Source organism: Acidobacteriota bacterium (genome assembly GCA_016716435.1).
Lineage (GTDB): Bacteria > Acidobacteriota > Blastocatellia > Pyrinomonadales > Pyrinomonadaceae > OLB17.
Genome location: JADJWI010000007.1, coordinates 154,600 through 175,433 on the forward strand (window position 1 = coordinate 154,600; position 20,834 = coordinate 175,433).

The following is a 20,834-nucleotide window of genomic DNA, read 5'->3' on the forward strand; positions in this document are numbered from 1 at the left end:
AGGACACGGAGGTATCTCAACAGGATTTACAGGATCGGGAGGATGTTTCGAATCATCGTGGAAGAGAATCTCAGTGATCTCTGTGTTCTCCGTGGCAAAAAATCAACATGAGTACAGCAACAGAATTACTTACAAACAGGGAATACAAATACGGGTTTGTCACCGACATTGAATCGGACGTCATCCCGAAGGGGCTTTCGGAAGATACCGTACGGCTGATCTCTTCAAAAAAGAATGAGCCCGAGTGGCTGCTTGAGTTTCGGCTCAAGGCTTATCGCCATTGGCTGAAGATGGAAGAGCCGAAGGCCTGGCCAAACTTCGAATACCCGGCGATCGATTTTCAGGACATGTCCTACTATTCGGCGCCGCGGCAGAAGCCGAAAAAGGCCTCAATGGACGAGGTCGATCCGGAGCTGTTGAAAACGTTTGAAAAGCTCGGCATTCCGCTTTCGGAGCAAAAGTTGCTGGCGAATGTGGCGGTCGATGCGGTCTTCGATTCGGTCTCGGTCGCGACGACGTTCAAAAAGAAGTTGCTCGACGCCGGCGTTATATTTTGCTCATTTACCGAGGCGGTCGCCGATTACCCGGAGCTGATTAAGAAGTATTTGGGCTCTGTGGTACCGACGGGCGATAACTATTACGCGGCACTGAACTCGGCGGTATTTTCGGACGGTTCGTTCGTCTTTATCCCGAAAGGCGTCCGCTGCCCGATGGAGCTTTCGACCTATTTCCGCATCAACACGCAGGAATCAGGGCAGTTTGAACGCACGCTGATCGTCGCAGAAGAAGGTGGTTACGTTGCCTACAACGAAGGCTGCACGGCACCGCAGTTTGACACGAACCAGCTTCACGCTGCTGTCGTCGAGCTTGTCGCTTTGGACGACGCGGAGATCAAATACTCGACCGTCCAGAACTGGTACGCCGGCGACGAGACGGGCAAGGGCGGCATTTATAATTTTGTGACGAAGCGCGGCGCGTGCCGCGGCGTTAATTCGAAGATCTCGTGGACACAGGTCGAGACCGGTTCGGCGATAACGTGGAAATATCCGAGCGTTATCCTGCAGGGCGACAATTCGATCGGCGAGTTTTACTCTGTTGCGTTGACGAACAACGCTCAGATCGCCGACACCGGCACGAAGATGATCCATCTTGGTAAAAACACCAAATCGACGATCATCTCGAAGGGCATCTCGGCCGGGAAGTCGAACAACAGCTATCGCGGCCTGGTCAAAATAATGCCAAAGGCGACGGGCGCCCGAAACTACACGCAGTGCGACTCGATGCTGATCGGCGGCAAGAGCGAGGCGAACACGTTCCCATATATCGAGGTGATGAACAACACCGCCAAGGTCGAGCACGAAGCCACGACATCGAAGATCAGCGAGGATCAGCTCTTTTACCTGCAGCAACGCGGCATCTCGCAAGAAGACGCCGTCTCGCTCATCATCAATGGCTTCTGCAAAGAGGTCTTCCGCGAACTCCCGATGGAATACGCAGTCGAAGCGACGAAGTTGCTGGGATTGAAGCTTGAAGGAAGCGTTGGGTAGATCGTCGGATGGATATCATCACCAAAAGGCATTGGCGCGGGTGGAATAGCGACGACGAGAAGGAGGCTAAATGGGCCGAAAAGAGTGCCGAAGCGAATATCGCGGTTTATGCCGAGCGGCTTGAGCAACTTCGGCCTCGATTGGGACAGAGAAACTATAAGTTCTTCAAAAACGGCTTGCACGATGCAAGGCTAATCTCGTTTGCGACCGGCGACGGGCTGCATATCGATCTCGAAAGTGGCAAACCGGCATCGATAAAGGATTTCTACCGTACTAGTGCCGAGATCAAGGTTCTAAGTGCTGATTTTGATGCGATCTATCATTTGAGGTATGTAAATGTCTCCAAGTCGGTATTTGATTTTCCTAGCGACGATCCGCTCTGGGGAAACAACTTTGGCGATTGGGGATATGACGAACTCTCGGAGGTCAATGAAAAGAAACTTCGGCATGAGATCCTTTTCAGCTCAGGTAGTACGATTTTGATCGAGTTTGAAAAATTTTCATTTAGAAAGACGAAGTACAATGGGAGTCGATGTTAGCGGGTCGGCGCGAGAATACGCGGCCAAAGCGAATAAGCTTTAGAAGTTGAAACTCGATGGGAGTGCTGGGTAAGAAGATTTGAACGCCGTTAGGCGTGGAATGTTTATAGCAAGCGTAGCGATTCAAAATGAGCGAGTTCCGTAGGAACGGCATATAGCTTCAAAGATTGAGTGTGTCGCTCCTATGGAGCTCTTACAATTCGATTCGGCTCAAGTGCTATAAATATTCCGCTCCTTCGGAGCTAAAGAATAGGGAAGGATGGCGAACACGTATTCTCAAATTTATATTCAGATAGTGTTCGCGGTTAGCGGTCGGGAGAATTTAATCGCAAAGGAATGGAAGGCTGAACTCTACAAGTACATGACCGGAATCGTCACCAATCACGGCCAAAAAATTGTTGGCGATAAATGGTGTTGCGGATCACGTTCACATTCTTTTGAATATTAAGCCAAATATCGCCCTGTCTGACCTGGTTCGAGACATCAAGGCGAACTCCAGCAGATGGATAAGTGAAAGGAAACTCGTACGCGGAAAATTTCAATGGCAAGAGGGCTTCGGGGCATTTTCGTATTCGATCTCACAGTTGGATGATGTCATCGACTACATACGGCGTCAGGAGTCGCATCATGAAGAGCGGACCGTCAAACAAGAGTATTTGGCCTATCTCGACCGATTCAAGGTGGATTTCGATGAACGATTTGTCTTTGATTGGATCGATGAGTGATCGAAGTTGACCGGCTCCGGAATGTGGCTTCAACGAATTGAATTTGGCTTTTAGCGTGCACTCACGCTTACTTCTGATCTTTGAAAACTAAATAGCTGTTTCTTGACATCCTTCCTTACTTTTTGGTAAGGTTTCGCTAGGTGAAAGGGGAGTAGATCGCCTTCGGGTTGACAGTGCCGTCACTACGAACACGCAAAAGTGTTCCGGCCTGTCAGTAAAGCTTCGAGACCTTTCGCAGGATTGTCGTAAGAACAATTTCTGCGAAAGGTCTTTTTCTTTTGCCTGAACGAACGAGGGGAAGTATGAAAAACCTGTTGTTAATGATCGCAGTTCTCGCGATTGCTGTTAGTCCGTCGCTTGCACAGGACGACGACGATACAGATGTCCAATTTTGGAATGAGACCCAGGTCGTTGTGCCTTTCGGCAAGAAGCGGGAATGGTCGGCGGCGTTCTCAACCGTTGGCCGGTTCGGCGACAACATGTCACGGGCCAATGATGTCCGGGTAGGTTTCACGCTGACCCGAAAGATGAACAAGTATCTTTCGTTGGGCGGGGCTTACATTTACCGGTACACGAGCCCGTCGGCGGGTGTTGATCGGTACGAGACCCGTTATCTGGGCATCGCATCGGTGAACGTACCGCTGAACGAAAAGTGGACTTTTGTGAATCGGAATATGTTTCAGTACGAGAACAGGCATTCTCGTTCTGACCGTAGGACGATACGCAGCCGGGCCGGCCTCGAACGCGAGGTCACGTTCGCAAAACGTAAATTCGAACCATTTGGCACGATCGAGTTTACGCTTGACGCAAACGCCCGGGAGGTGACGCGGATCCGTTCTCAGTTGGGAGTTTCGCATAAGTTCAACAAAACGGTCTCGGCAAGTGTCTTTTATCTTCGCCAAGACGAGCTTCGGGGAGGAAGCCCGCAGGCAATAAACGCCCTCGGGACAAGCCTCCGGTTCACTGTCAGATAAAAAACGAGCATAAGGAAGGAAATCAATGAAAACGATCAAACTACTAATTTTTACGTTGGTGTTCAGTATCTCGGTGGTTCCGGCAATTGCCCAGAAGTCCGCCGGCTATGGAGTCCAGACAAAGGCTTCTCAGGCCGCGATGACCCCGCAGCAGGCACTCCAGCTGCTCAAGGACGGAAACGGGAGATTCGTTGCCGGCAAGCCCAAGAATCAGAAGAACTACCGCAAACAGGTATCCTTTACGGCCCAGGGGCAGTTTCCCTATGCCGCGATCCTGAGCTGCCTTGATTCGCGTGTTGCGGTCGAAGAGATCTTCGACCTCAACAATGGAGATTCGTTCAATGGCCGCGTTGCCGGCAACGTTATGAACCCGGATATGCTCGGGAGCTTTGAGTTTGCTACGAAGCTCGCCGGTGCAAAGGTCGTAATGGTTCTCGGGCACTCGAAGTGCGGTGCGGTGATGGGTGCTTGCGACCGTGCGGAGATGGGGAATCTGACCGGACTTCTTGACCGCATAGAGCCGGCCGTTGACCTGATCTCGGCCAACTGGCGTGATGGGGACAAGAACTCAAAGAATTCGAATTTCGTTGAGGCCGTTGGCCGCAAGAACGTCGAGCTCGTGATGGAGAACATCAAGAAGGAAAGCCCGATCCTCAAGGAAATGATCGAAAAGGGGCAGATCATCCTTGTCGGCGGCATTTATGACCTCGAGACCGGAAAGGTCGAGTTCATCGGCTAAGCCGGAAAACAACTGTAGAAACAGCTAACACAGGCCTTGCTGAGCGGAAGTTGCTCAAGCGGGCCTGTGTTTTATTTGACGGGTGATGCGATGTTGCCGCAATTGGGCGAAATAGGTTTAGGATAAGGCTATGGAAAATGCAACGGCAGCGGTGCTTGATGGCCTAGGCTGGATCGGGGCTGCGTTTATACTTACGGGGTATTTGCTTGTCTCGTTCAGAAAGATCGCTCCGGATTCTTACGCGTATCAGGGGCTGAACATCTCGGCAAGCATTTTGCTCCTGATCAATACGATGTATTACGGGGCGTATCCATCGAGCTTTGTGAACGCGGTCTGGGCCGTTATCGGTGTTGTAGCGGTCGCGGCAGTGGTGAGAAAAAATGCGAAGAATATCAGTTGAAGGGATTCCGGAGCCGAAAGGGCGTTATTCGCCCGGCAATTAGAATGGCGGGTTGATATGTGCGTCGGGGCAGCCGCCACTAGAATACGCGGTGGAAGCGACAAAGTTGTCGGGGTTGAAGCTTGAAGGAAGTGCAGGGCAGAGCTTATGCGGATTTCTAAATTTCTATCGCTTTTTACTGTGGTTTTTCTGACGTCAAGTCTTGCCGTTGCCCAATGCCGAGACGAAGGATGTGGGCTGGTCATTCGAGCCAAAGTCGCGAAAATTGAAGTTGATAGAAGCGATAGGGATTACGTTAGATTCAAAATCGGTCTTGATGTCGAATTCTCCAATGAAGGTGACAGGCCTATCATTTTGTTCAGGCCTCAAGATAAAAGCGGATACGTGCTGGGTGGTTGGCACGTATATCTGGAGGACGAGAAAAAAACTCGGCGCTCGCTGTTGATCGAAGGATACTGGCAGTCCGTTTCCGGTAGTGAAGAGTATCGAGATCTGGCGAAGAAGCTGGATAAAAAGACTCCGCCGTCCGAATATACGTTGACTCTTCAGCCAAGTGAAATTTGGAAATCAAGCGGTAATGTTCAGCTCAGATTTGAGTCAAAGGGCCCGAAATACACGTGTTGTGTTGCCTGGGATGAGATAAGTACATTTCCATCGAAGGAATTTCAAATGCGCATTACGTACGAGCTTTCCCCTTGGAACATTGAATATTTCAAGCCGAATTTGATCCGCAAATTACAGAAGCGGTGGAAGGGCTACGGTAACGTTTTGGTTGAAAAGGAAAAGGAAGGAAGGTTTGACCACTTCCGATTTTCATCTGAGCCGATATCGGTTGACTTTAGTAAAGCGACAGAATTACAGAAACCTTGAAGACAAGAATGAAAAGGATTCAACCACCAAACCAGCCACAGCCGAAAGGGCATTATTCGCCGGGCGTTGAGCATAACGGGTTGATCTATGTATCAGGACAGTTGCCGATGTCGTTGGATACGCGGGAGCCGTTTACGGGTGATATTGGTGAGCAGACGGAACTTGCTTTGCGAAATGTTGAGGCGGTGTTGAAGGCGGGTGGCAGCGATCTGGGCCATGTTTTGCAGATGACGATATACGTGTCTGATATGGAAATGTGGGACGAGGTGAATACGAAATACGCTGAGGTGATGGGCGAGCATCGGCCGGCGAGGGCGATCGTTCCCGTTAAGGACCTGCACTTCGGGACGAAGATAGAGATTCAGGCGATAGCGGCGAAGGCCTAGGAAGCGGATCGAAGCGATCATTTTAGACGGGCTGGGCTGGATCGGGGCGGCGTTTATTTTGGCGGCTTACGGAATGGTGTCGTTCAAGAAGCTGAAGCCTGATTCGTTTGCCTATCAGGGGCTGAACATCGCGGCGAGCATTTTGCTGCTGATAAACACGATGTATTACGGAGCGTATCCTTCGAGTTTTGTTAATGCGGTCTGGGCGGTGATCGCGGTCGTTGCCATCGTTGCGGTAGTCCGCGGAGGCCAATCGGCGAGGGGCGAAGAGGCGTAGGGATGCAATATTACGGCATAGATTGGCTGGCGACCGCGGCGGGGCTTTCGGGCGTTTATCTACTCGGCAATCGGAACCGCATCGGCTTTTTGGTGATGATGCTCGCGAGCCTGAGCTGGATGACGGTCGGCTTTTTGATCAACAGCATTGCCTTGATACTCGGGAGCGTCGTTTTCTTTAGCCTGCACGTCCGCGGTTTTCTCGCCTGGCGGCGCGAGGAGCGGGACGCGATGGACGCGGTGCACATAACGGTGGCGAAATGAGTTTGAAGATATTTCAGGTTGATGCATTTACGAGCAAGCCCTTTGGCGGAAATCCGGCGGCAGTTGTGCCGCTCGAAGGCTGGCTTGCGGACGAGTTGATGCTGCAGATCGCGGCGGAGAATAACCTTTCCGAGACGGCGTACTTCATTAACGACGGCGACCGCTATCACATCCGCTGGTTTACGCCGACGGTCGAGGTGAACCTCTGCGGCCACGCAACGCTCGCGACCGCGCATGTGATCTTCAATGAGCTGAAATTGGAGGACGAGGTCATTCAATTTCATTCGGACCGCAGCGGCGAGCTAAGCGTCGTAAAGGCCGGCGACCGCCTTGTACTCGATTTTCCCGCGTATCCGATGACCGAGATCGAAGCAGTTCCGGGACTTGCCGAAGCCATCGGTGCCGAGCCGAAACAGACCTGGGAAGCGCAGGGAAATATGGTGTTTCTGCTGCTCGATAGTGAAGCGCAGATCAGGGCACTTGACCCTGATATGTCGCTCGTCGCGAAGATGCCGTATGACGAGGTAATCGTTACCGCGACGGGCGATAGCAGCGATTTTGCATCGCGGATGTTCGCACCGCGGATCGGCATCCCTGAAGACCCGGTGACCGGAGCGATACATTGTTCGCTGATCCCGTATTGGGCAGAGCGGCTGGGCAAAAACGAACTATTCGCCCGGCAGGTCTCGGCCCGCGGCGGCGAACTCTATTGCGAACTCGCCGGCGACCGAGTGAAGATCGGCGGAAATGCGGTGACGTTTTTGAAAGGCGAGATCTATCTGGAAGAATCGCCACTGAGCTCACAGAGCGATTGAGATTTTTAGAAAACCTCAGGGTTCTCTGTGAACTCGGTGGTTAAAAGACGACAAATTTATGTTGCTAGAAGTTAAAGACCTGCATGCAGGCATTGATGGAAAAGAGATATTGAAGGGCCTGAATCTTCAGGTTCGGAAGGGCGAGGTCCACGCCATCATGGGGCCGAATGGTTCGGGCAAATCGACGCTGTCGAAAGTCTTGGCCGGGCATCCGACCTATGAGGTGATCTCGGGCGAGGTGTTGTTCGAGGGCAAGGATCTCCTTGAGCTTGAACCGGACGAACGCGCACGCGAAGGCGTTTTCATGGCGTTTCAATATCCGGTCGAGGTTCCGGGCGTTTCAAATTCGCAGTTTCTGCGGCTCGCCTATAACGAGAAGATGAAGCACCTTGGGCAGGAAGAGCTCGACCCGCTTGAGTTCAACGACTACCTGAAAGAGAAGGCAAAGATCGTTGAGATGGACCCGCAGTTCTTCAAGCGTTCGGTCAACGAGGGCTTTTCGGGCGGTGAGAAAAAGCGGAACGAGATATTGCAGATGGCAGTGCTCGAGCCGAAGCTCGCGATACTCGATGAGACCGATTCGGGGCTCGACATCGATGCACTTCGCATCGTTGCGGAAGGCGTGAACAAGCTCCGAAATTCTGAGAACGGCATCATTTTGGTCACCCACTACCAACGGCTGCTCAATTTCATAGTGCCCGATTACGTACATGTTTTGGCCAATGGCCGCATCGTTAAAGAAGGCGGCAAGGAACTCGCCCTCGAACTCGAAGAAAAGGGCTACGACTGGGTCAAGGGAGCGGCGAACTAGGAGAACGACAATGGCTCAGACTTACACTGCAATAATCAAGCAGGATGGCGAATGGTGGTACGGCTGGATCGAGGAGATACAGGGCGTCAATTGCCAGGAGAATTCTCGGGAAGAATTGATCGAAACGCTCAAGGTCACGCTTAGTGAAGCGATCGAGCTAAATCGTCAAGACGCCCGTTCGTTCGCCGGGGAGAATTATCGCGAGCTTCCGATCGCCGTATGAAGCGGCGGGACCTTGTGCGGCATTTGACCGCGAACGGATGCGAATTGCTTCGTGAAGGCGGCCGCCATTCATGGTGGCACAACCCGGAACAGAATCGTCGGTCGGCTGTACCTCGGCATAACGAGATTCCAGACGAATTGGCGAAAAAGATCTGCAAAGATCTCGGCGTACCAAAGCCGAAATAGGGCATTGATGAAATTGCTAGACCAGAAGATCGAGGAAGAGATCGCCGAGGCTGAAAGGCTTTCGGCGGCGGGTGATGCCGAGGGAGCGTTCCGGCATCTCGAGCGGGCACATGTTCTCGGGCAGGCGAGCACATTTCAGCACACCCGCGTCCACTGGCTGATGCTCAAACACGGCATTCGCGAGCGGAACAAGAGAGAGGTTGCGGGGCAAATACTTCGTATCGGCGGTGCTGCAACGAAGACGCCGCTTGGGATCTACCCGAAAGGGAACACCGGCGGAGCGAACGTCAATCCGCTACGGCCGATGCCGATCCCGGACGACCTGGCGGCAATACTGGTGGGGACGGAAGGAAAGTAACGATTTGGCAAAGGCGGAGGCAAAGGCAAATAACTTCTCGATCGCGGCGGTTGCCGTCGCGGTGTGGGCCGGTGTTTTGCTGATCGCCTTTTTCGCGAACCGCGGCGAGGACGTAGGCACGCTCGGTGAGTTGACCGGAAATCTCGGCGGCGGCCCCTTGATTGGTGCCGGAGCGATTGAAAGCGTCGCCGGCGTTGTAACCGCCGTGGCGATAGCTGCCGCTTGGTTCGGCATTGGCAACCTTATCGTTTCGCGTTCTTTGGGTTCGGAGGTTGCAGAAAAGAACTCTTACCTTCTCGACGTTCTTTTTAGCCTTGCAGTTGGGGCGGCCGTATGGTCGCTCGTCTGGTTCCTGCTTGGGCTCGCCGGGCTTTATTCGCGGCCCGTTGCAGTCGGTGCAATGGTCCTGGGGCTTTTGCCTGCTGCGTTCGGCTTCTTGAAGTTCCGAAATGCGGGTAAGGGGCGAAGCGAGTCTCAGCCTACCGGCGTTTTCGATAAGCTCCTTTCTTTGTTGGCCGTGGTGCCTATTCTGCTTTCGCTTATCGCCTCGCTTGCTCCGCCAACGGCAAAGGACACGCTGCTCTATCATTTCTCGGTGCCGAAGGCGTTCATCGCCCAAGGCAGCAGTGCGTTTATCGAAGGCAACATCGCGAGCTATCTGGCACTCGGAACGGAGATGCACGTCGTTTGGGCGATGCTGCTCGGCGGCCCGGTTGGTGATCGTGCGGCCGAGGCGGCGGGCGGAGCGGTGGTATGGCTTTTCTTTCCGCTGCTGCTAGCGGCTGTATTCGGTCTTGCCCGCGAGGGCGGGATTTCGCGGCGATGGTCGCTTATCGCCGTGCTGATGGTCGCGACCGTGCCGACCGCCTACCACGTCGCGGCGAGTGCCTACATCGATCTCGCACTCGCGTTTTACGTCCTGCTCGCCGTCTTTGCGCTAACGCGTTGGTGGAGATCACTCGAGAGCCGATGGCTGATCTTGGTCGCCATTTTCCTCGGAGCGGCACTCGCCTCAAAGCTGACGACGCTTTTTGTTATCGCGGCCTTCGCCTTGGTTGTGATGATGCGGGCGAGGTCCGAGGCTGACCGAGCAGGAAAGGTCGCCGGACTCGGGTTGGCCGCGTTGGTCCTCGCCGGTGTCATTGCGTCGCCGTGGTATTTGCGGACGTGGGCGGAGACGGGCAGCCCGATCTTTCCGTTCTATATGAGCATCTGGCCGGGCGAGGCTGCGGGTTGGGACGTAGATCGCTCGAATCTTTTCCAGGCGATGAATGCTCAGTACGGCGGATACGTTAAGACACCGCTCGATTACTTGGCCGCCCCGTGGAACATTTCGGTCACGGCACAACCCGAGCTCGCGACCCATTTTGACGGCGTTCTCGGCGTCGCGTTTCTGCTCGGTTTGCCGTTCCTTGCCTGGGCGCTTTGGAAACTTGAGATTCCGGCCGAGGCAAAGATCGGCTCGGCGGTTGCGGCGGTGATGTTCCTCTTCTGGCTTTTCTCAAGCCAGCAGCTCCGATATCTGCTGCCGATCGTTCCGCTGCTTGCTATCGGCATCGCTGCCGCGTTCGAACGGCTCGGTGAGAGCCTTGACGGCGTCAGGCAGATCGGCCAGGTTTCGTTTGCCGCGGCGGCAATTGCGGCAATGCTGACGGGCACGGCCTGGTTCCTGCAGAAGGCGCCGCTCCGAGTGGTTCTCGGCGGGGAAAGCAAGGCGGAATACCTGTCGCGAAACCTTGACTATTATCCGTATTACCGCTGGTTAAATACTGAATCGGACGCCGGCCATCGGGTCTGGCTGATAAATATGCGGCGGGATACCTATAACCTCGAAAGGCCGTATTTTTCGGACTATTTGTTCGAGGATTGGACGCTTCGGCGGTTGGTTTGGGAAACGAGAAGCGCCGAGGAACTAAAAGCCAGAACGGCGGCGATGAATGTTCAATATGTTCTCGCCCGCCATGATTTTCTTTTTGATTACGACCGCTCGCCGATCGTTGACGACACGAAACCAAGGGCCGAGAACGAGGCGAAGTTAAAGATGGCACGCGAGCTTTTGCTCGACCCGGCCCGAACGGTCAAGGCGGACGCGCGGTTCAGTTTGGTAAAGGTATTTTAGAAATGGCATTAACAAGTGCAGTAATGGAAACGCAATTTAATGAGAGCTTCAAAGCGAGGCTCGCGGCTGAGGACGACGCGGCGGTAAAAGCCTTGCGCGAACGAGCATTCGCGGCGTTTGTGGCGAAGGGTTTCCCCACGCAACAAGACGAGGATTGGAAGTACACGAACGTCGCGGCGATCGGCAAAGAGACGTGGCAAGTGGCCGCGGCGGGAACCGAGCTAGACCATGAGGAAAAGGGCGTTCGTGCACATGAGCTGCTCGGACGGTTCCGCTTTGACCGCAATGGCTTCACCGCATTGAACCTTGCAATGGCGGAGATCTCGGTCATCAAGATCGCAAAGGACACGGTCGTTGATGAGCCTATAGAGCTTAACTTTGTCGCGGCCGAGGGCACGGCGATCTTTCCGCATGTGGTGGTGATCGCGGAGGCGGGAAGCAAGGCGACCATTGTTGAGAGCTATGCTTCGGAGGCGAAGGGCTTTACGAACGCGGCGGTGCAGATCTTGGTCGAGGACAACGCGACGCTCGTGCATTACCGCGTGCAGAAAGACGGTGCCGAGGCTTTCAATTATGGCGTTACTGAGGTCACGCTCGGCAAGGGCAGCTACGACTCGACCAACATCAATCTAGGTGGAGCGATATCACGACATGATATCGAGCTCAAGTTCACGGCCGAGGGCGGCGAGGCGTGGGTCGATGGGCTTTATATGCTGGGCAGCGAGCAGCACCACGATACGCATTCGATGATCGATCACGCGGTGCCGAACTGTCTCTCGCACCAAAACTATAAAGGCGTGATGAACGACGCCTCGCGGGCCGTTTTCAACGGCAAGGTTTTTGTCCGCGAAAATGCGAGCGGCACCGATGCACAGCAATCGAACAAGAACCTTTTGCTCTCAAACGAGGCGAGGGTCGATACCAAACCGCAGCTTGAGATTTTTAACGACGACGTGAAATGCTCGCACGGAGCAACCGTCGGCCAGCTTGAGGAGGAAGAGCTTTTTTATCTCCTGACCCGCGGCCTGCCCGAGCCGCTCGCACGGAACCTGCTGACCTACGGCTTTGCCGAAGAGGTTATAAACAAGATCAAGATCGAAGCGATCAAGAAGGACCTGGATGCAACCGTGCTAAACCGGCTCCATGCTGAGATCTAGGCTATTTTGCCTGTGTGACCGATACGACATTTTGTCCTATGAAACCGAAAGAAATGAAGAGTTGGGACGTAGAAAAGGTTAGAAAAGATTTTCCGGTGCTCCACCGTGAGGTGAACGGCAAGCCGCTCGTTTATCTTGACAACGCGGCGTCGTCGCAGGTACCGCAGATGGTCATCGATCGCGGATCGAAGTACCTGGCTGAGGAGCATTCGAACGTCCACCGCGGCGTTCATTATCTCTCGCAGCACGCGACGAATGCCTTTGAGGCGGCCCGCGAGAAGGTGAAGCGGTTCATCAATGCCCGCGAGGCGGCCGAGTGTATCTTCGTCCGCGGATGTACGGAGGGCGTCAACCTGGTCGCCTCGAGCTACGGCCGGCGGTTCATAAATGAAGGCGACGAGATACTCGTCACGCAGATGGAGCATCACTCTAACATCGTCCCGTGGCAGGCGATCGCCGAGGAACGCGGCGCCCACGTGCGGATGGTCCCGATCAACACTCGCGGCGAGGTCATCATCGAGGAATACGAGGCGATGCTCAATGAGCGGACGCGGATGGTCGCCGTCTCGCATGTTTCGAACTCACTCGGGACAGTTAACCCGGTCAAGGAAATGACGGCAACGGCGCACAAATTTGGCGTGCCGGTCTGCGTTGATGCGGCCCAGAGCGTGCCGCATTTTCCGGTAGATGTTCAGGACCTCGATGCAGATTTCTTCGTCTTCTCGGGGCACAAGATGTTTGCGCCGACCGGCAGCGGGGTTGCCTACGGGAAGCGCGAATGGCTCGACAAGATGCCGCCTTACCAGACCGGCGGCGGGATGATCCGGACGGTCAGCTTTGAAAAGACGACCTACGCGCCGATCCCGGAAAAGTTTGAGGCGGGCACGCCGGCGATCGCAAATGCTATCGGGCTTGGCGCCGCTATCGATTACATAAACGCACTCGATTTTGAAGCTGCGGCGGCTTACGAACACGAGCTCCTTGAATACGCGACCGAACGGCTTGCGGATATCCCGGAGGTGACGATCATCGGAACGGCCGCCGAGAAGGCGAGCGTTTTGTCTTTCACTGTCGAGGGCATACACCCGCACGACATCGGCACCATTCTCGACCAGCAAGGCATCGCCATCCGTGCCGGCCACCACTGTGCTCAGCCGGTGATGAACTTCTTTGACGTCCCGGCGACCGCCCGTGCCTCATTCGCCTTTTACAACACCCGCGAAGAGGTCGACAAACTCGCGGACGCGATACAGAAGGTCATTGAGGTATTTGCGTGAAGCGAGTCGGTCAACACCGGTTGTGCTAAAATTTCGAAAACGGAGCGAAATATGGTCACCGCTATCGAAACCATCGGAACGATCAAAGGAAAGCATGGTCTGATCCTCGACGACAGCTTGCCGCTGGGCGAGAAGACTCGAGTTCGTGTGATCGTCTTTCTCGACCAAAACGGCGACGAGGACATTGACGAAAAGGACTGGTCGCGTTCGGCGGCGGGGAACGAAGCATTCGCGTTTCTGTCTGACGAAGACGAAGACATTTACACGCTTGAAGACGGCAAGCCCGTATGAGGAATAAGATCGTTCTCGTTCCATTTCCGTTTGATGACCTGACGACAACGAAGGTCAGACCCGCCGTTTGCCTAACGGACGAGATCGCGCCCTATGGCCATGTCGTTCTTGCTTTCATTACGAGCAAAGTTCCGAGTGCTCCCGGAGCGACCGATCTGGTGATCCAGGCAAATGACCCTGACTTTCAGACCAACGGGCTAAAAGTGGCATCGACGATTCGCCTGCACCGGTTGATGACCGTCTCAAAGAAGATCATTCGCCGCGACCTAGGTGAACTTTCGCCGCGGCAGCGCGCCAAGATTGACCCGATGCTGTCCGTGCTTTTTGGGATTTAACTGGCTCGACGCAGTAGGTCATCGAGGTATTTGCGTAAGGTGATTCTCAAATGAAGCGACAGATCGTCATTCCGGTAGTCTATTTTCTGATCGTCTTCGTTTGTCTGCTGATAGCCTTCGATTTTGACGGCCGACTTAGGAGCTTCGAGGCATTGCTTGCAGCCGTCCTTCTGACCCTTCCGTGGAGCATTGTTTCGGTTCTGTTTCTATGGGCCCTGATTCACGGAGCCGGGTTAGACTTCTTTACCGTTATGTATTCATTATTCGCCGCCGTCAACGCGTACATTTTGTATCGAGTTTCGCGTCCCAAAAAGATGTCGAAGACTTTGAACGGAGAATTCGGTGGTGGTTCGGGTGGTCAGGCCGGTCAAACCTAGTAACACGTAGCCGATGAAAAAGGTAAATCTCGCAGAAAAGTTCTCTCTGATCTCCGAATACTGGCGGCCAAAGGTCGTCGGTGAGTTGAACGGGCAGGAGGTGAAGCTCGTCAAGTTCAAGGGTGAATTTCCCTGGCACCAGCACGAGAAGGAAGATGAGCTTTTCATGGCGATAGAGGGTAGTTTCCGGATCGAGTTTCGCGACCACTCTGTCGAGCTCTCGCCGGGTGAGTTTGTCATTGTGCCGCAGGGCGTCGAGCATCGGCCGGTAGCTGACGAGGAGGTAGAGGTATTGCTGTTCGAGCCCGCTAATGTCCGAAATACCGGGAACGTTGTTGATGAGAAGTTCACCGCTACACGGGCCGAGTTGTAGAATGTGAGTACCGTCACAAATCACAAACCCGGAATCGCGGATAATCGCCCTATGAGATCAGACCTCCAGATAGCCCAATGCGCAAAACTTCGTCCTGTTATTGAGATCGCCGAGCAGCTCGGGCTCGGGCCTGATGACATCGACCTTTACGGTAGCCCATACATCGGCAAGGTCCGGCTCGATGTGATCGAGAAGTTCAAGGACCGCCCGAACGCAAAATACATCGACATCTCGGCGATAACGCCGACGCCGCTTGGCGAGGGCAAATCGACCACGCTGATCGGTTTGGGCGAGGCGATGAAGCATCTCGGCAAGCGGTCCGTCATCACGCTCCGGCAGCCTTCGCAGGGGCCGACCTTCGGCATCAAGGGCGGAGCGGCCGGCGGCGGCTATGCGCAGGTCGTGCCGATGGAGACGTTCAACCTCAACCTGACAGGCGACATCCATGCTGTAACGGCGGCCAACAATCTGCTCGCGGCGATGATCGACAACAAGCTGCTCCGCGGCAACCCGCTCAACATCAACCCGCATAGCATCACGTGGAAACGCGTTGTCGATACGAACGACCGTGCGCTCCGCAAGATCATCGTGGGCTTGGGCGGCCGCATGGAAGGCGGCATTCCGCGCGAGACCGGCTTTGACATAACGGTCGCGTCGGAGGTGATGGCGATACTTGCCCTCACAACTTCGCTGCAGGATATGCGGAAACGCTTCGGCCGGATCGTCGTTGGGCTGACGCACGACAAAAAGCCCGTTACGGCCGAGGAGATCGGGGCCGCCGGAGCGATGACCGTGCTGATGCGCGACGCCATTCGCCCGACGATAATGCAGACGCTCGAGAACACGCCCGCTCTCGTCCACGCCGGACCGTTCGCCAACGTCGCCCATGGCAACAGCAGCATTCTGGCGGACATGATCGGCATCAAGACGGCCGATTACCTGATGACGGAGTCCGGCTTTGGAGCGGACATCGGTGCCGAGAAATTCTTCAACATCAAGTGCCGTTACTCGGGCCTCAAGCCGGATGCCGCGGTCATTGTCGCGACCATCCGAGCACTGAAATCGCACAGCGGCAAATACAGGATCGTCGCCGGCAAACCGCTGCCGCCCGAGATGCTTGAGAATAGCGTTGCGGACGTCGAGGCCGGAGCCGCCAACCTTCGCAAGCAGATCGAGAATGTAAAGCTCCACGGCGTTACGCCGGTCGTCGCGATAAATGCGTTCGCGACCGACCACCCCGAGGAGATCGAGGCCGTGAAACGCATCGCCATTGAGAGCGGCGCTCTTGGAGCGGCGGTTTCAACCCACTGGGCCGATGGCGGGAAGGGTGCGATCGAGCTGGCCGAGATGGTTGTCGCCGCGGCCGAAGAGCCGAGCGAATTTAAGTTTCTTTACGACCTCGACCAGCCGATCAAGACGAAGATCGAAACCATCGCAAAGAAGATCTACGGAGCCGAGAACGTCCGCTTCGAGCCCTTTGCGGACCAGCAGATCGCGAGCTACGAAGCGAACGGCTTCGGCAACCTGCCGATCTGCATGGCGAAAACACATTTGAGCCTCAGCCACGATCCGACGCTCAAGGGAGCGCCGACCGGCTTCACACTGCCGATCCGCGAGGTGCGGGCGAGCGTCGGTGCGGGGTTCATCTACCCGATCTGCGGCGATATGCGGACCATGCCCGCACTGCCCGAACACCCGGCCGCCGAGCGCGTTGATATCGACGAGAACGGGAATGTTGTAGGATTGTTTTAGATGTCAGAACTTAACGAGCTTTATCAGGAAACCATTCTTGAGCACAACAAAAACCCGCGGAATTTCCGTGAGATCGAGGATGCGGACAAAAAGGCATTCGGGAACAATCCGCTTTGCGGCGACGCCCTGCAAGTGTTTGTAAAAATGGATGGCGACACGGTCGGCGATGTCGCATTCAAGGGATCCGGCTGCGCCATCTCAAAGGCTTCGGCTTCGATGATGACCCAGGCCGTGAAGGGAAAAACCCGCGACGAGGCCGACGAGCTTTTCGACGAGTTTCACAAAATGGTCACCGGCGAGATCGACATCGAATCTGACGAGACGCAACTTGGCAAGCTTCGCGTCTTCGCCGGTGTGCTCGAGTTTCCCGCCCGGGTAAAGTGTGCCTCGCTTAGCTGGCACACCCTGAACGCCGCACTCCACGAAAAGGAAGAGATCTCGACCGAATAGGCCGGTCAATCAATGGACGAAGAGCGAAACTTAGCCCGGTACTGGTATCGCTATGCGGCGGTCTTTATCGCTGCCGCGGTTGCCATGACGGCCGTTCTTTGGGCGCTCGGGCGGCTTTGGTGGTGCGAGCTCGGCGACGGTGCGATCTACGTCAACGAAGCCTGGAACAGCAGCCACACATCGCAGCACTTTCTCGACCCCTACACCTTCACGCACATTCTCCACGGCGTGCTTTTCTTCTGGATCGCCGGCCTCCTGCTTCCAAAGATCGGCAGCTTCTGGCAATACACGGTTGCGCTTGTTGTCGAGGCCGGCTGGGAAGTGCTCGAGAACACCAACATCATCATCGAAAAATACCGCGAGAACACGGCTTCGCTCGACTACTTTGGCGACTCGATCGCAAATTCGTTCGGCGACCTCGCCGCCTGTGCCATCGGGTTCCTCATCGCGCTCAAGTTCGGGATGTGGCGATCGCTGGTATTTTTCCTTGGGGTCGAGATATTTCTGCTGCTCTGGATCCGCGACAGCCTTCTTCTCAATATCCTGATGCTCGTCTATCCGCTCGATGGCGTGAAGAGCTGGCAGATGGGTGTCTGACCTTAACTCGCCCTTAATTCTTCGGCAAAGGTTAACCAAAACTTACACAGCAACAAGATATTGTTGTCGGCTCTATTGACATACGCAAGACTTAGTGCGAGGTCAAGAGTCGGCTATGAGCGAAGCACTTTATCAAACATCGCCACGATCGGATTCCGTTGCGTCGATCCTTCAACCAAATTTCTGGAGTGCCTCGGCGTTCATCATCGTTCTGACGACCGCCTGGCTCGTCGGGTCCGGCGGTGAGGTCTGGGGCGAGACGAACCTCTACTGGCCGCTCTCGGCCGAGGTCTGGAGCAGGCAAAACTCGCAGCACCCGATCGACCCCTACACGCTGACGCACATGCTCCACGGGGTCTTGTGCTTCTGGCTGATAACGCTGATGCTACCTAAGTTGCCGGTTCGCCGGCAATTTTTTTTGGCTGTTCTTTTTGCGTGCGGTTGGGAAGTGGTCGAAAACTCGTCGTTTGTGATCGACCGTTACCGGATGGTCACGGCCTCGGCCGATTACGTCGGCGATGCGGTCGTGAATTCCTTTGTCGATATTCTGGCGTGTGGTGCGGGGTTCTTCTTCGCCCGGGCGGTTGGGTTCGGCTTCTCGTTCGCCGTGTTCGTTGCCGTCGAGATACTGATGATCTTTTGGATCAAAGACAATCTTCTCTTGAATATCCTAATGATCGTCTATCCGCTCGATGGCGTTAAGACCTGGCAGGTCGGCCTCTAAACCGAAGTTCCCAAACAGAACGGCCGACTATCTCTCCCCGCGGGCAGCTTCGACCTGCGTTTCGATCGCAACGGCGAGCTTTCGCGAACCCGGCTGGTCAAATGTCTCGATCCAGCGAAGCGATTCATCCAAAACCCTTAGCTGATATTCGCGCCAGCCGGCCTGGCCCGCAACCGACCCGATCTCGCCTGTGTAGTAGGCGACCCTCGGTGCCCGGACCTTCTCGGTCAGTTTCCGATCAACGGAAAGAAGCATTGTCGGGATGCCGCTCAGCCTCGATGCCGCGGGCGAGTACGCCGAGCGTTTGATGGCAAAGCGGCGAAGCCGGAATAAGCAGAGCCGCCTGAACCTGATAACGATGGAGCCGTTCGGCAAGCCGCGGTGCCATTTCATCGGCGACCCGCACGGCGTTCGGTATCCACGGGCTGATGCTCCACCAGACCGGATTGAGGCTTCCGATGACGCTGTTCGCGTCGTATTCGTTCAGCCGGTCGATCGGTATCTGGGCATTACGGTCGAGCTGAACCGCCTTCGGGTCGTATCCCTTGGCCGCGAACCGCATATCCTCGGCCGCCACTTCCTTCGGAAATTCACGAAACTCAAGATCGCCGTCCTTTGCATCAAGGTCGAAAGGCTCCATGCCCTCGATGTATGCCCCGGCCGAGGAGATCAGCGCAAGATTGAGCATCGGCAGAGCCCTGCGGACCGGAACGAATGGTGCGGCCTGGTTCTCCACATACGTATAACCCCGGAGTTCCTCGTTGGGCGACCAGCGGGCGAACATCGATTCAAAAAAATCGGCGTTTTCAATGAGTTCCATATTTTCCTAGACCTTAAAGTCCTTGAGCGGATCGAAATCGACCACGTTGTCTTTCTTTTTCGCGCTAAATTTTCGGTTGGCGATGATAAAAAACACTATCAAGGCCGCGGCCATCGCCGCCATCAGGACCCAGACCGAATATTCGTGCATCTGGTTGAACTGCACGCGGAGCGGGTCATCCGCGGCGACCTGATCGATCGGCTTGCCCATCTCGTTGCGAAGCAGGACGAGCCACCAGCCGATAACGAACTGCCCGATCGCTGTTGCGGCGGCCAGAACAAGAAGGACGATGCGTTCCGTCCAGAGCCAGAAGCGGTTGACCGTCGCCTGCCCGATCAGTGATGTTGCGAGCAGGATCAACGCGATCGCAAGTCCGCCGTAGTTGACTATCGCCAGCGTCCGGTTGACCATCGCCCCGGCAAGCTCACGTTCCGGCAGCACCGCGAATGCGCTCTGCGCGACAAAGATGAAAAACACCGCCGCACCAAGCCAGAGAGCGGTCAAAAGCAGGCGAATATCCGAGACGAACTTCATTCCATTAAACTAGCACAGCGAAACGGTATTATCTCGATTTTCCTTTGAAAGGGCAAAAGCCGTTCGCCGCTATCAGAAAAGTCTTTTCAGATTCTCGGCCGCTTTTAACCCCATCAATTCGGCGGCCGAAACGTCGCCGAAATGAGCGGCCGCCTTTTTGTAGAAGGCCGTTCTCGCACGGAGCCCGAGCGATTTGCCGGCGGCGTATTTCAAACCAAAGTCCCGGCCTCCCTCGGCATTTGATGAGTGCTGGCGGTAAAGCACCGTCGGCTCGCTGATGTAGCCGATCTTGCCATGCTTTGCCGCGTTAACGGCGACCCAATGGTCGTGCATCATCTCGGGGAGAGCGAAAGGAAGTGCGGCACGGGCCGCCGCCCGATTGGCGAGGATGGTACAGCCCGTAACGACATTCTGCGCCAGCAGCCGTTTCCAATCCTGCGAGATCTCCGGCCGCAGCCGCTGATAATGCCAGAGCGAATCGTCGATGGCCTCAAGCGGCTCGTTCACAACCTTGAGATCGGTAAAAACGAGTAGCGGTGTGTTCGGGTCCGACGACCCCTCAAGCTTCTTTATCGCTTCAAGTGAACGCTCGATCTTATCCGGCAGCCAAACGTCGTCCTGGTCAGAGAACATAAAATACTGGCCGTCGCTCGCCGCAAGCAGCCGCATAAAAGATCGCCGGAGGCCGAGATTGCCGTCGTCGTCCCGAAGCAGCGTGACGCGGCCGTCCTCGCGGCAAAACTCCTCGGTAATCGAAACGCTTCGATCCGTCGAACCGTCGTCGCGGACAATTAGCCGAAACTCGGCAAAGCTCTGATCGAGTATCGACCGGACCTGTTCGCCAAGGTATCGCTCGCCGTTAAATGTTGACATCAGTATGTCGATCATCCGCCGTCAGGATATGCCAACAGGTTTC

At 55.2% G+C, this 20,834-nt stretch carries 29 protein-coding genes and 1 pseudogene; 26 read left to right on the forward strand and 4 right to left on the reverse strand.

The window, feature by feature from the left end:
* Positions 1–107 precede the first annotated feature (107 nt).
* The 26 genes and pseudogenes from sufB to IPM21_11770 all read left to right on the forward strand — a co-directional run bounded on the left by sufB (position 108) and on the right by IPM21_11770 (position 18,564).
* The gene (gene sufB / locus IPM21_11645) at positions 108–1,547 is read left to right on the forward strand and encodes a Fe-S cluster assembly protein SufB (GenBank protein MBK9164538.1); all 1,440 of its coding nucleotides are present in this window, start codon (positions 108–110) and stop codon (positions 1,545–1,547) included.
* Between the two features lie 8 nt (positions 1,548–1,555).
* Positions 1,556–2,086: a hypothetical protein gene (locus IPM21_11650; GenBank protein MBK9164539.1), complete on the forward strand. Its 531-nt coding sequence runs from the start codon at positions 1,556–1,558 to the stop codon at positions 2,084–2,086.
* Between the two features lie 259 nt (positions 2,087–2,345).
* Positions 2,346–2,811: pseudogene (gene tnpA, locus IPM21_11655) on the forward strand (IS200/IS605 family transposase).
* Between the two features lie 302 nt (positions 2,812–3,113).
* Positions 3,114–3,785 carry a DUF2490 domain-containing protein gene (locus tag IPM21_11660; GenBank protein ID MBK9164540.1) on the forward strand — a complete coding sequence of 224 codons (672 nt, stop codon included), beginning with the start codon at positions 3,114–3,116 and terminating at the stop codon, positions 3,783–3,785.
* 25 nt (positions 3,786–3,810) lie between these two features.
* Entirely contained in the window at positions 3,811–4,524 is a 714-nt protein-coding gene (locus IPM21_11665; GenBank protein ID MBK9164541.1) for a carbonic anhydrase, read from the forward strand.
* A 130-nt stretch (positions 4,525–4,654) separates the two neighbouring features.
* Complete coding sequence (locus tag IPM21_11670) at positions 4,655–4,924, forward strand: hypothetical protein (protein ID MBK9164542.1); 270 nt, start codon at positions 4,655–4,657, stop codon at positions 4,922–4,924.
* 147 nt (positions 4,925–5,071) lie between these two features.
* Positions 5,072–5,794, forward strand: coding sequence for a hypothetical protein (locus IPM21_11675; protein MBK9164543.1), 723 nt, complete (start codon positions 5,072–5,074; stop codon positions 5,792–5,794).
* An 8-nt stretch (positions 5,795–5,802) separates the two neighbouring features.
* On the forward strand, positions 5,803–6,180 hold the full coding sequence (locus IPM21_11680; protein ID MBK9164544.1) for a RidA family protein: 378 nt from the start codon (positions 5,803–5,805) through the stop codon (positions 6,178–6,180).
* A gap of 73 nt (positions 6,181–6,253) precedes the next feature.
* A complete protein-coding gene (locus IPM21_11685) occupies positions 6,254–6,457 on the forward strand; it encodes a hypothetical protein (protein ID MBK9164545.1) in 204 nt (67 codons plus the stop codon).
* A gap of 2 nt (positions 6,458–6,459) precedes the next feature.
* Positions 6,460–6,720 (forward strand): nicotinamide mononucleotide transporter, encoded by a 261-nt coding sequence (locus tag IPM21_11690; GenBank protein ID MBK9164546.1) that lies wholly within the window; start codon positions 6,460–6,462, stop codon positions 6,718–6,720.
* A complete protein-coding gene (locus tag IPM21_11695; GenBank protein ID MBK9164547.1) occupies positions 6,717–7,535 on the forward strand; it encodes a PhzF family phenazine biosynthesis protein in 819 nt (272 codons plus the stop codon). Before IPM21_11690 ends, IPM21_11695 begins: the two co-directional genes overlap by 4 nt.
* Before the next feature lie 58 nt (positions 7,536–7,593).
* Positions 7,594–8,346 carry a Fe-S cluster assembly ATPase SufC gene (gene sufC, locus IPM21_11700; GenBank protein ID MBK9164548.1) on the forward strand — a complete coding sequence of 251 codons (753 nt, stop codon included), beginning with the start codon at positions 7,594–7,596 and terminating at the stop codon, positions 8,344–8,346.
* A gap of 10 nt (positions 8,347–8,356) precedes the next feature.
* Positions 8,357–8,569: a type II toxin-antitoxin system HicB family antitoxin gene (locus IPM21_11705; protein ID MBK9164549.1), complete on the forward strand. Its 213-nt coding sequence runs from the start codon at positions 8,357–8,359 to the stop codon at positions 8,567–8,569.
* Complete coding sequence (locus IPM21_11710) at positions 8,566–8,754, forward strand: type II toxin-antitoxin system HicA family toxin (protein ID MBK9164550.1); 189 nt, start codon at positions 8,566–8,568, stop codon at positions 8,752–8,754. The genes IPM21_11705 and IPM21_11710 overlap by 4 nt, the downstream gene beginning before the upstream one ends.
* 7 nt (positions 8,755–8,761) lie before the next feature.
* Positions 8,762–9,112 (forward strand): DUF3703 domain-containing protein, encoded by a 351-nt coding sequence (locus tag IPM21_11715; protein ID MBK9164551.1) that lies wholly within the window; start codon positions 8,762–8,764, stop codon positions 9,110–9,112.
* A 4-nt stretch (positions 9,113–9,116) separates the two neighbouring features.
* On the forward strand, positions 9,117–11,231 hold the full coding sequence (locus IPM21_11720; GenBank protein ID MBK9164552.1) for a glycosyltransferase family 39 protein: 2,115 nt from the start codon (positions 9,117–9,119) through the stop codon (positions 11,229–11,231).
* Between the two features lie 2 nt (positions 11,232–11,233).
* Positions 11,234–12,388: a Fe-S cluster assembly protein SufD gene (gene sufD, locus IPM21_11725; GenBank protein MBK9164553.1), complete on the forward strand. Its 1,155-nt coding sequence runs from the start codon at positions 11,234–11,236 to the stop codon at positions 12,386–12,388.
* A 53-nt stretch (positions 12,389–12,441) separates the two neighbouring features.
* A complete protein-coding gene (locus IPM21_11730) occupies positions 12,442–13,665 on the forward strand; it encodes a cysteine desulfurase (protein MBK9164554.1) in 1,224 nt (407 codons plus the stop codon).
* A 51-nt stretch (positions 13,666–13,716) separates the two neighbouring features.
* Positions 13,717–13,956, forward strand: a complete 240-nt coding sequence (locus IPM21_11735; GenBank protein ID MBK9164555.1) for a hypothetical protein — start codon at positions 13,717–13,719, stop codon at positions 13,954–13,956.
* A complete protein-coding gene (locus IPM21_11740) occupies positions 13,953–14,291 on the forward strand; it encodes a type II toxin-antitoxin system PemK/MazF family toxin (protein MBK9164556.1) in 339 nt (112 codons plus the stop codon). Before IPM21_11735 ends, IPM21_11740 begins: the two co-directional genes overlap by 4 nt.
* Positions 14,292–14,341: 50 nt before the next feature.
* Positions 14,342–14,668, forward strand: coding sequence for a hypothetical protein (locus IPM21_11745; GenBank protein ID MBK9164557.1), 327 nt, complete (start codon positions 14,342–14,344; stop codon positions 14,666–14,668).
* 13 nt (positions 14,669–14,681) lie between these two features.
* The gene (locus IPM21_11750) at positions 14,682–15,041 is read left to right on the forward strand and encodes a cupin domain-containing protein (protein ID MBK9164558.1); all 360 of its coding nucleotides are present in this window, start codon (positions 14,682–14,684) and stop codon (positions 15,039–15,041) included.
* Between the two features lie 51 nt (positions 15,042–15,092).
* Positions 15,093–16,793, forward strand: coding sequence for a formate--tetrahydrofolate ligase (locus tag IPM21_11755; GenBank protein MBK9164559.1), 1,701 nt, complete (start codon positions 15,093–15,095; stop codon positions 16,791–16,793).
* Positions 16,794–17,243: an SUF system NifU family Fe-S cluster assembly protein gene (locus IPM21_11760; GenBank protein MBK9164560.1), complete on the forward strand. Its 450-nt coding sequence runs from the start codon at positions 16,794–16,796 to the stop codon at positions 17,241–17,243.
* Between the two features lie 12 nt (positions 17,244–17,255).
* Positions 17,256–17,840, forward strand: a complete 585-nt coding sequence (locus tag IPM21_11765) for a DUF2585 family protein (GenBank protein ID MBK9164561.1) — start codon at positions 17,256–17,258, stop codon at positions 17,838–17,840.
* A 115-nt stretch (positions 17,841–17,955) separates the two neighbouring features.
* A complete protein-coding gene (locus IPM21_11770) occupies positions 17,956–18,564 on the forward strand; it encodes a DUF2585 family protein (protein MBK9164562.1) in 609 nt (202 codons plus the stop codon).
* A gap of 27 nt (positions 18,565–18,591) precedes the next feature.
* On the opposite strand, the gene IPM21_11775 is transcribed toward IPM21_11770, so the two are convergent.
* From IPM21_11775 to IPM21_11790, 4 genes are all read right to left on the reverse strand, one after another.
* Positions 18,592–18,819 carry a hypothetical protein gene (locus IPM21_11775; GenBank protein MBK9164563.1) on the reverse strand — a complete coding sequence of 76 codons (228 nt, stop codon included), beginning with the start codon at positions 18,817–18,819 and terminating at the stop codon, positions 18,592–18,594.
* Entirely contained in the window at positions 18,803–19,384 is a 582-nt protein-coding gene (locus IPM21_11780) for a hypothetical protein (GenBank protein MBK9164564.1), read from the reverse strand. Before IPM21_11780 ends, IPM21_11775 begins: the two co-directional genes overlap by 17 nt.
* Positions 19,385–19,390: 6 nt before the next feature.
* Positions 19,391–19,918, reverse strand: a complete 528-nt coding sequence (locus tag IPM21_11785) for a DUF4149 domain-containing protein (protein ID MBK9164565.1) — start codon at positions 19,916–19,918, stop codon at positions 19,391–19,393.
* A gap of 72 nt (positions 19,919–19,990) precedes the next feature.
* A complete protein-coding gene (locus tag IPM21_11790; GenBank protein ID MBK9164566.1) occupies positions 19,991–20,791 on the reverse strand; it encodes a glycosyltransferase family 2 protein in 801 nt (266 codons plus the stop codon).
* Between the last annotated feature and the right edge of the window lie 43 nt (positions 20,792–20,834).

What these genes read in the sequence shown, in the direction of transcription:
- sufB (MBK9164538.1), top strand. Translation starts at nt 108, where the DNA reads ATGAGTACAGCAACAGAATTACTTACAAACAGGGAATACAAATACGGG.
- IPM21_11650 (MBK9164539.1), top strand. Translation starts at nt 1,556, where the DNA reads ATGGATATCATCACCAAAAGGCATTGGCGCGGGTGGAATAGCGACGAC.
- IPM21_11660 (MBK9164540.1), top strand. Translation starts at nt 3,114, where the DNA reads ATGAAAAACCTGTTGTTAATGATCGCAGTTCTCGCGATTGCTGTTAGT.
- IPM21_11665 (MBK9164541.1), top strand. Translation starts at nt 3,811, where the DNA reads ATGAAAACGATCAAACTACTAATTTTTACGTTGGTGTTCAGTATCTCG.
- IPM21_11670 (MBK9164542.1), top strand. Translation starts at nt 4,655, where the DNA reads ATGGAAAATGCAACGGCAGCGGTGCTTGATGGCCTAGGCTGGATCGGG.
- IPM21_11675 (MBK9164543.1), top strand. Translation starts at nt 5,072, where the DNA reads ATGCGGATTTCTAAATTTCTATCGCTTTTTACTGTGGTTTTTCTGACG.
- IPM21_11680 (MBK9164544.1), top strand. Translation starts at nt 5,803, where the DNA reads ATGAAAAGGATTCAACCACCAAACCAGCCACAGCCGAAAGGGCATTAT.
- IPM21_11685 (MBK9164545.1), top strand. Translation starts at nt 6,254, where the DNA reads ATGGTGTCGTTCAAGAAGCTGAAGCCTGATTCGTTTGCCTATCAGGGG.
- IPM21_11690 (MBK9164546.1), top strand. Translation starts at nt 6,460, where the DNA reads ATGCAATATTACGGCATAGATTGGCTGGCGACCGCGGCGGGGCTTTCG.
- IPM21_11695 (MBK9164547.1), top strand. Translation starts at nt 6,717, where the DNA reads ATGAGTTTGAAGATATTTCAGGTTGATGCATTTACGAGCAAGCCCTTT.
- sufC (MBK9164548.1), top strand. Translation starts at nt 7,594, where the DNA reads ATGTTGCTAGAAGTTAAAGACCTGCATGCAGGCATTGATGGAAAAGAG.
- IPM21_11705 (MBK9164549.1), top strand. Translation starts at nt 8,357, where the DNA reads ATGGCTCAGACTTACACTGCAATAATCAAGCAGGATGGCGAATGGTGG.
- IPM21_11710 (MBK9164550.1), top strand. Translation starts at nt 8,566, where the DNA reads ATGAAGCGGCGGGACCTTGTGCGGCATTTGACCGCGAACGGATGCGAA.
- IPM21_11715 (MBK9164551.1), top strand. Translation starts at nt 8,762, where the DNA reads ATGAAATTGCTAGACCAGAAGATCGAGGAAGAGATCGCCGAGGCTGAA.
- sufD (MBK9164553.1), top strand. Translation starts at nt 11,234, where the DNA reads ATGGCATTAACAAGTGCAGTAATGGAAACGCAATTTAATGAGAGCTTC.
- IPM21_11730 (MBK9164554.1), top strand. Translation starts at nt 12,442, where the DNA reads ATGAAGAGTTGGGACGTAGAAAAGGTTAGAAAAGATTTTCCGGTGCTC.
- IPM21_11735 (MBK9164555.1), top strand. Translation starts at nt 13,717, where the DNA reads ATGGTCACCGCTATCGAAACCATCGGAACGATCAAAGGAAAGCATGGT.
- IPM21_11740 (MBK9164556.1), top strand. Translation starts at nt 13,953, where the DNA reads ATGAGGAATAAGATCGTTCTCGTTCCATTTCCGTTTGATGACCTGACG.
- IPM21_11745 (MBK9164557.1), top strand. Translation starts at nt 14,342, where the DNA reads ATGAAGCGACAGATCGTCATTCCGGTAGTCTATTTTCTGATCGTCTTC.
- IPM21_11750 (MBK9164558.1), top strand. Translation starts at nt 14,682, where the DNA reads ATGAAAAAGGTAAATCTCGCAGAAAAGTTCTCTCTGATCTCCGAATAC.
- IPM21_11755 (MBK9164559.1), top strand. Translation starts at nt 15,093, where the DNA reads ATGAGATCAGACCTCCAGATAGCCCAATGCGCAAAACTTCGTCCTGTT.
- IPM21_11760 (MBK9164560.1), top strand. Translation starts at nt 16,794, where the DNA reads ATGTCAGAACTTAACGAGCTTTATCAGGAAACCATTCTTGAGCACAAC.
- IPM21_11765 (MBK9164561.1), top strand. Translation starts at nt 17,256, where the DNA reads ATGGACGAAGAGCGAAACTTAGCCCGGTACTGGTATCGCTATGCGGCG.
- IPM21_11770 (MBK9164562.1), top strand. Translation starts at nt 17,956, where the DNA reads ATGAGCGAAGCACTTTATCAAACATCGCCACGATCGGATTCCGTTGCG.
- IPM21_11775 (MBK9164563.1), bottom strand. Translation starts at nt 18,819, where the DNA reads ATGCTTCTTTCCGTTGATCGGAAACTGACCGAGAAGGTCCGGGCACCG.
- IPM21_11780 (MBK9164564.1), bottom strand. Translation starts at nt 19,384, where the DNA reads ATGGAACTCATTGAAAACGCCGATTTTTTTGAATCGATGTTCGCCCGC.
- IPM21_11785 (MBK9164565.1), bottom strand. Translation starts at nt 19,918, where the DNA reads ATGAAGTTCGTCTCGGATATTCGCCTGCTTTTGACCGCTCTCTGGCTT.
- IPM21_11790 (MBK9164566.1), bottom strand. Translation starts at nt 20,791, where the DNA reads ATGTCAACATTTAACGGCGAGCGATACCTTGGCGAACAGGTCCGGTCG.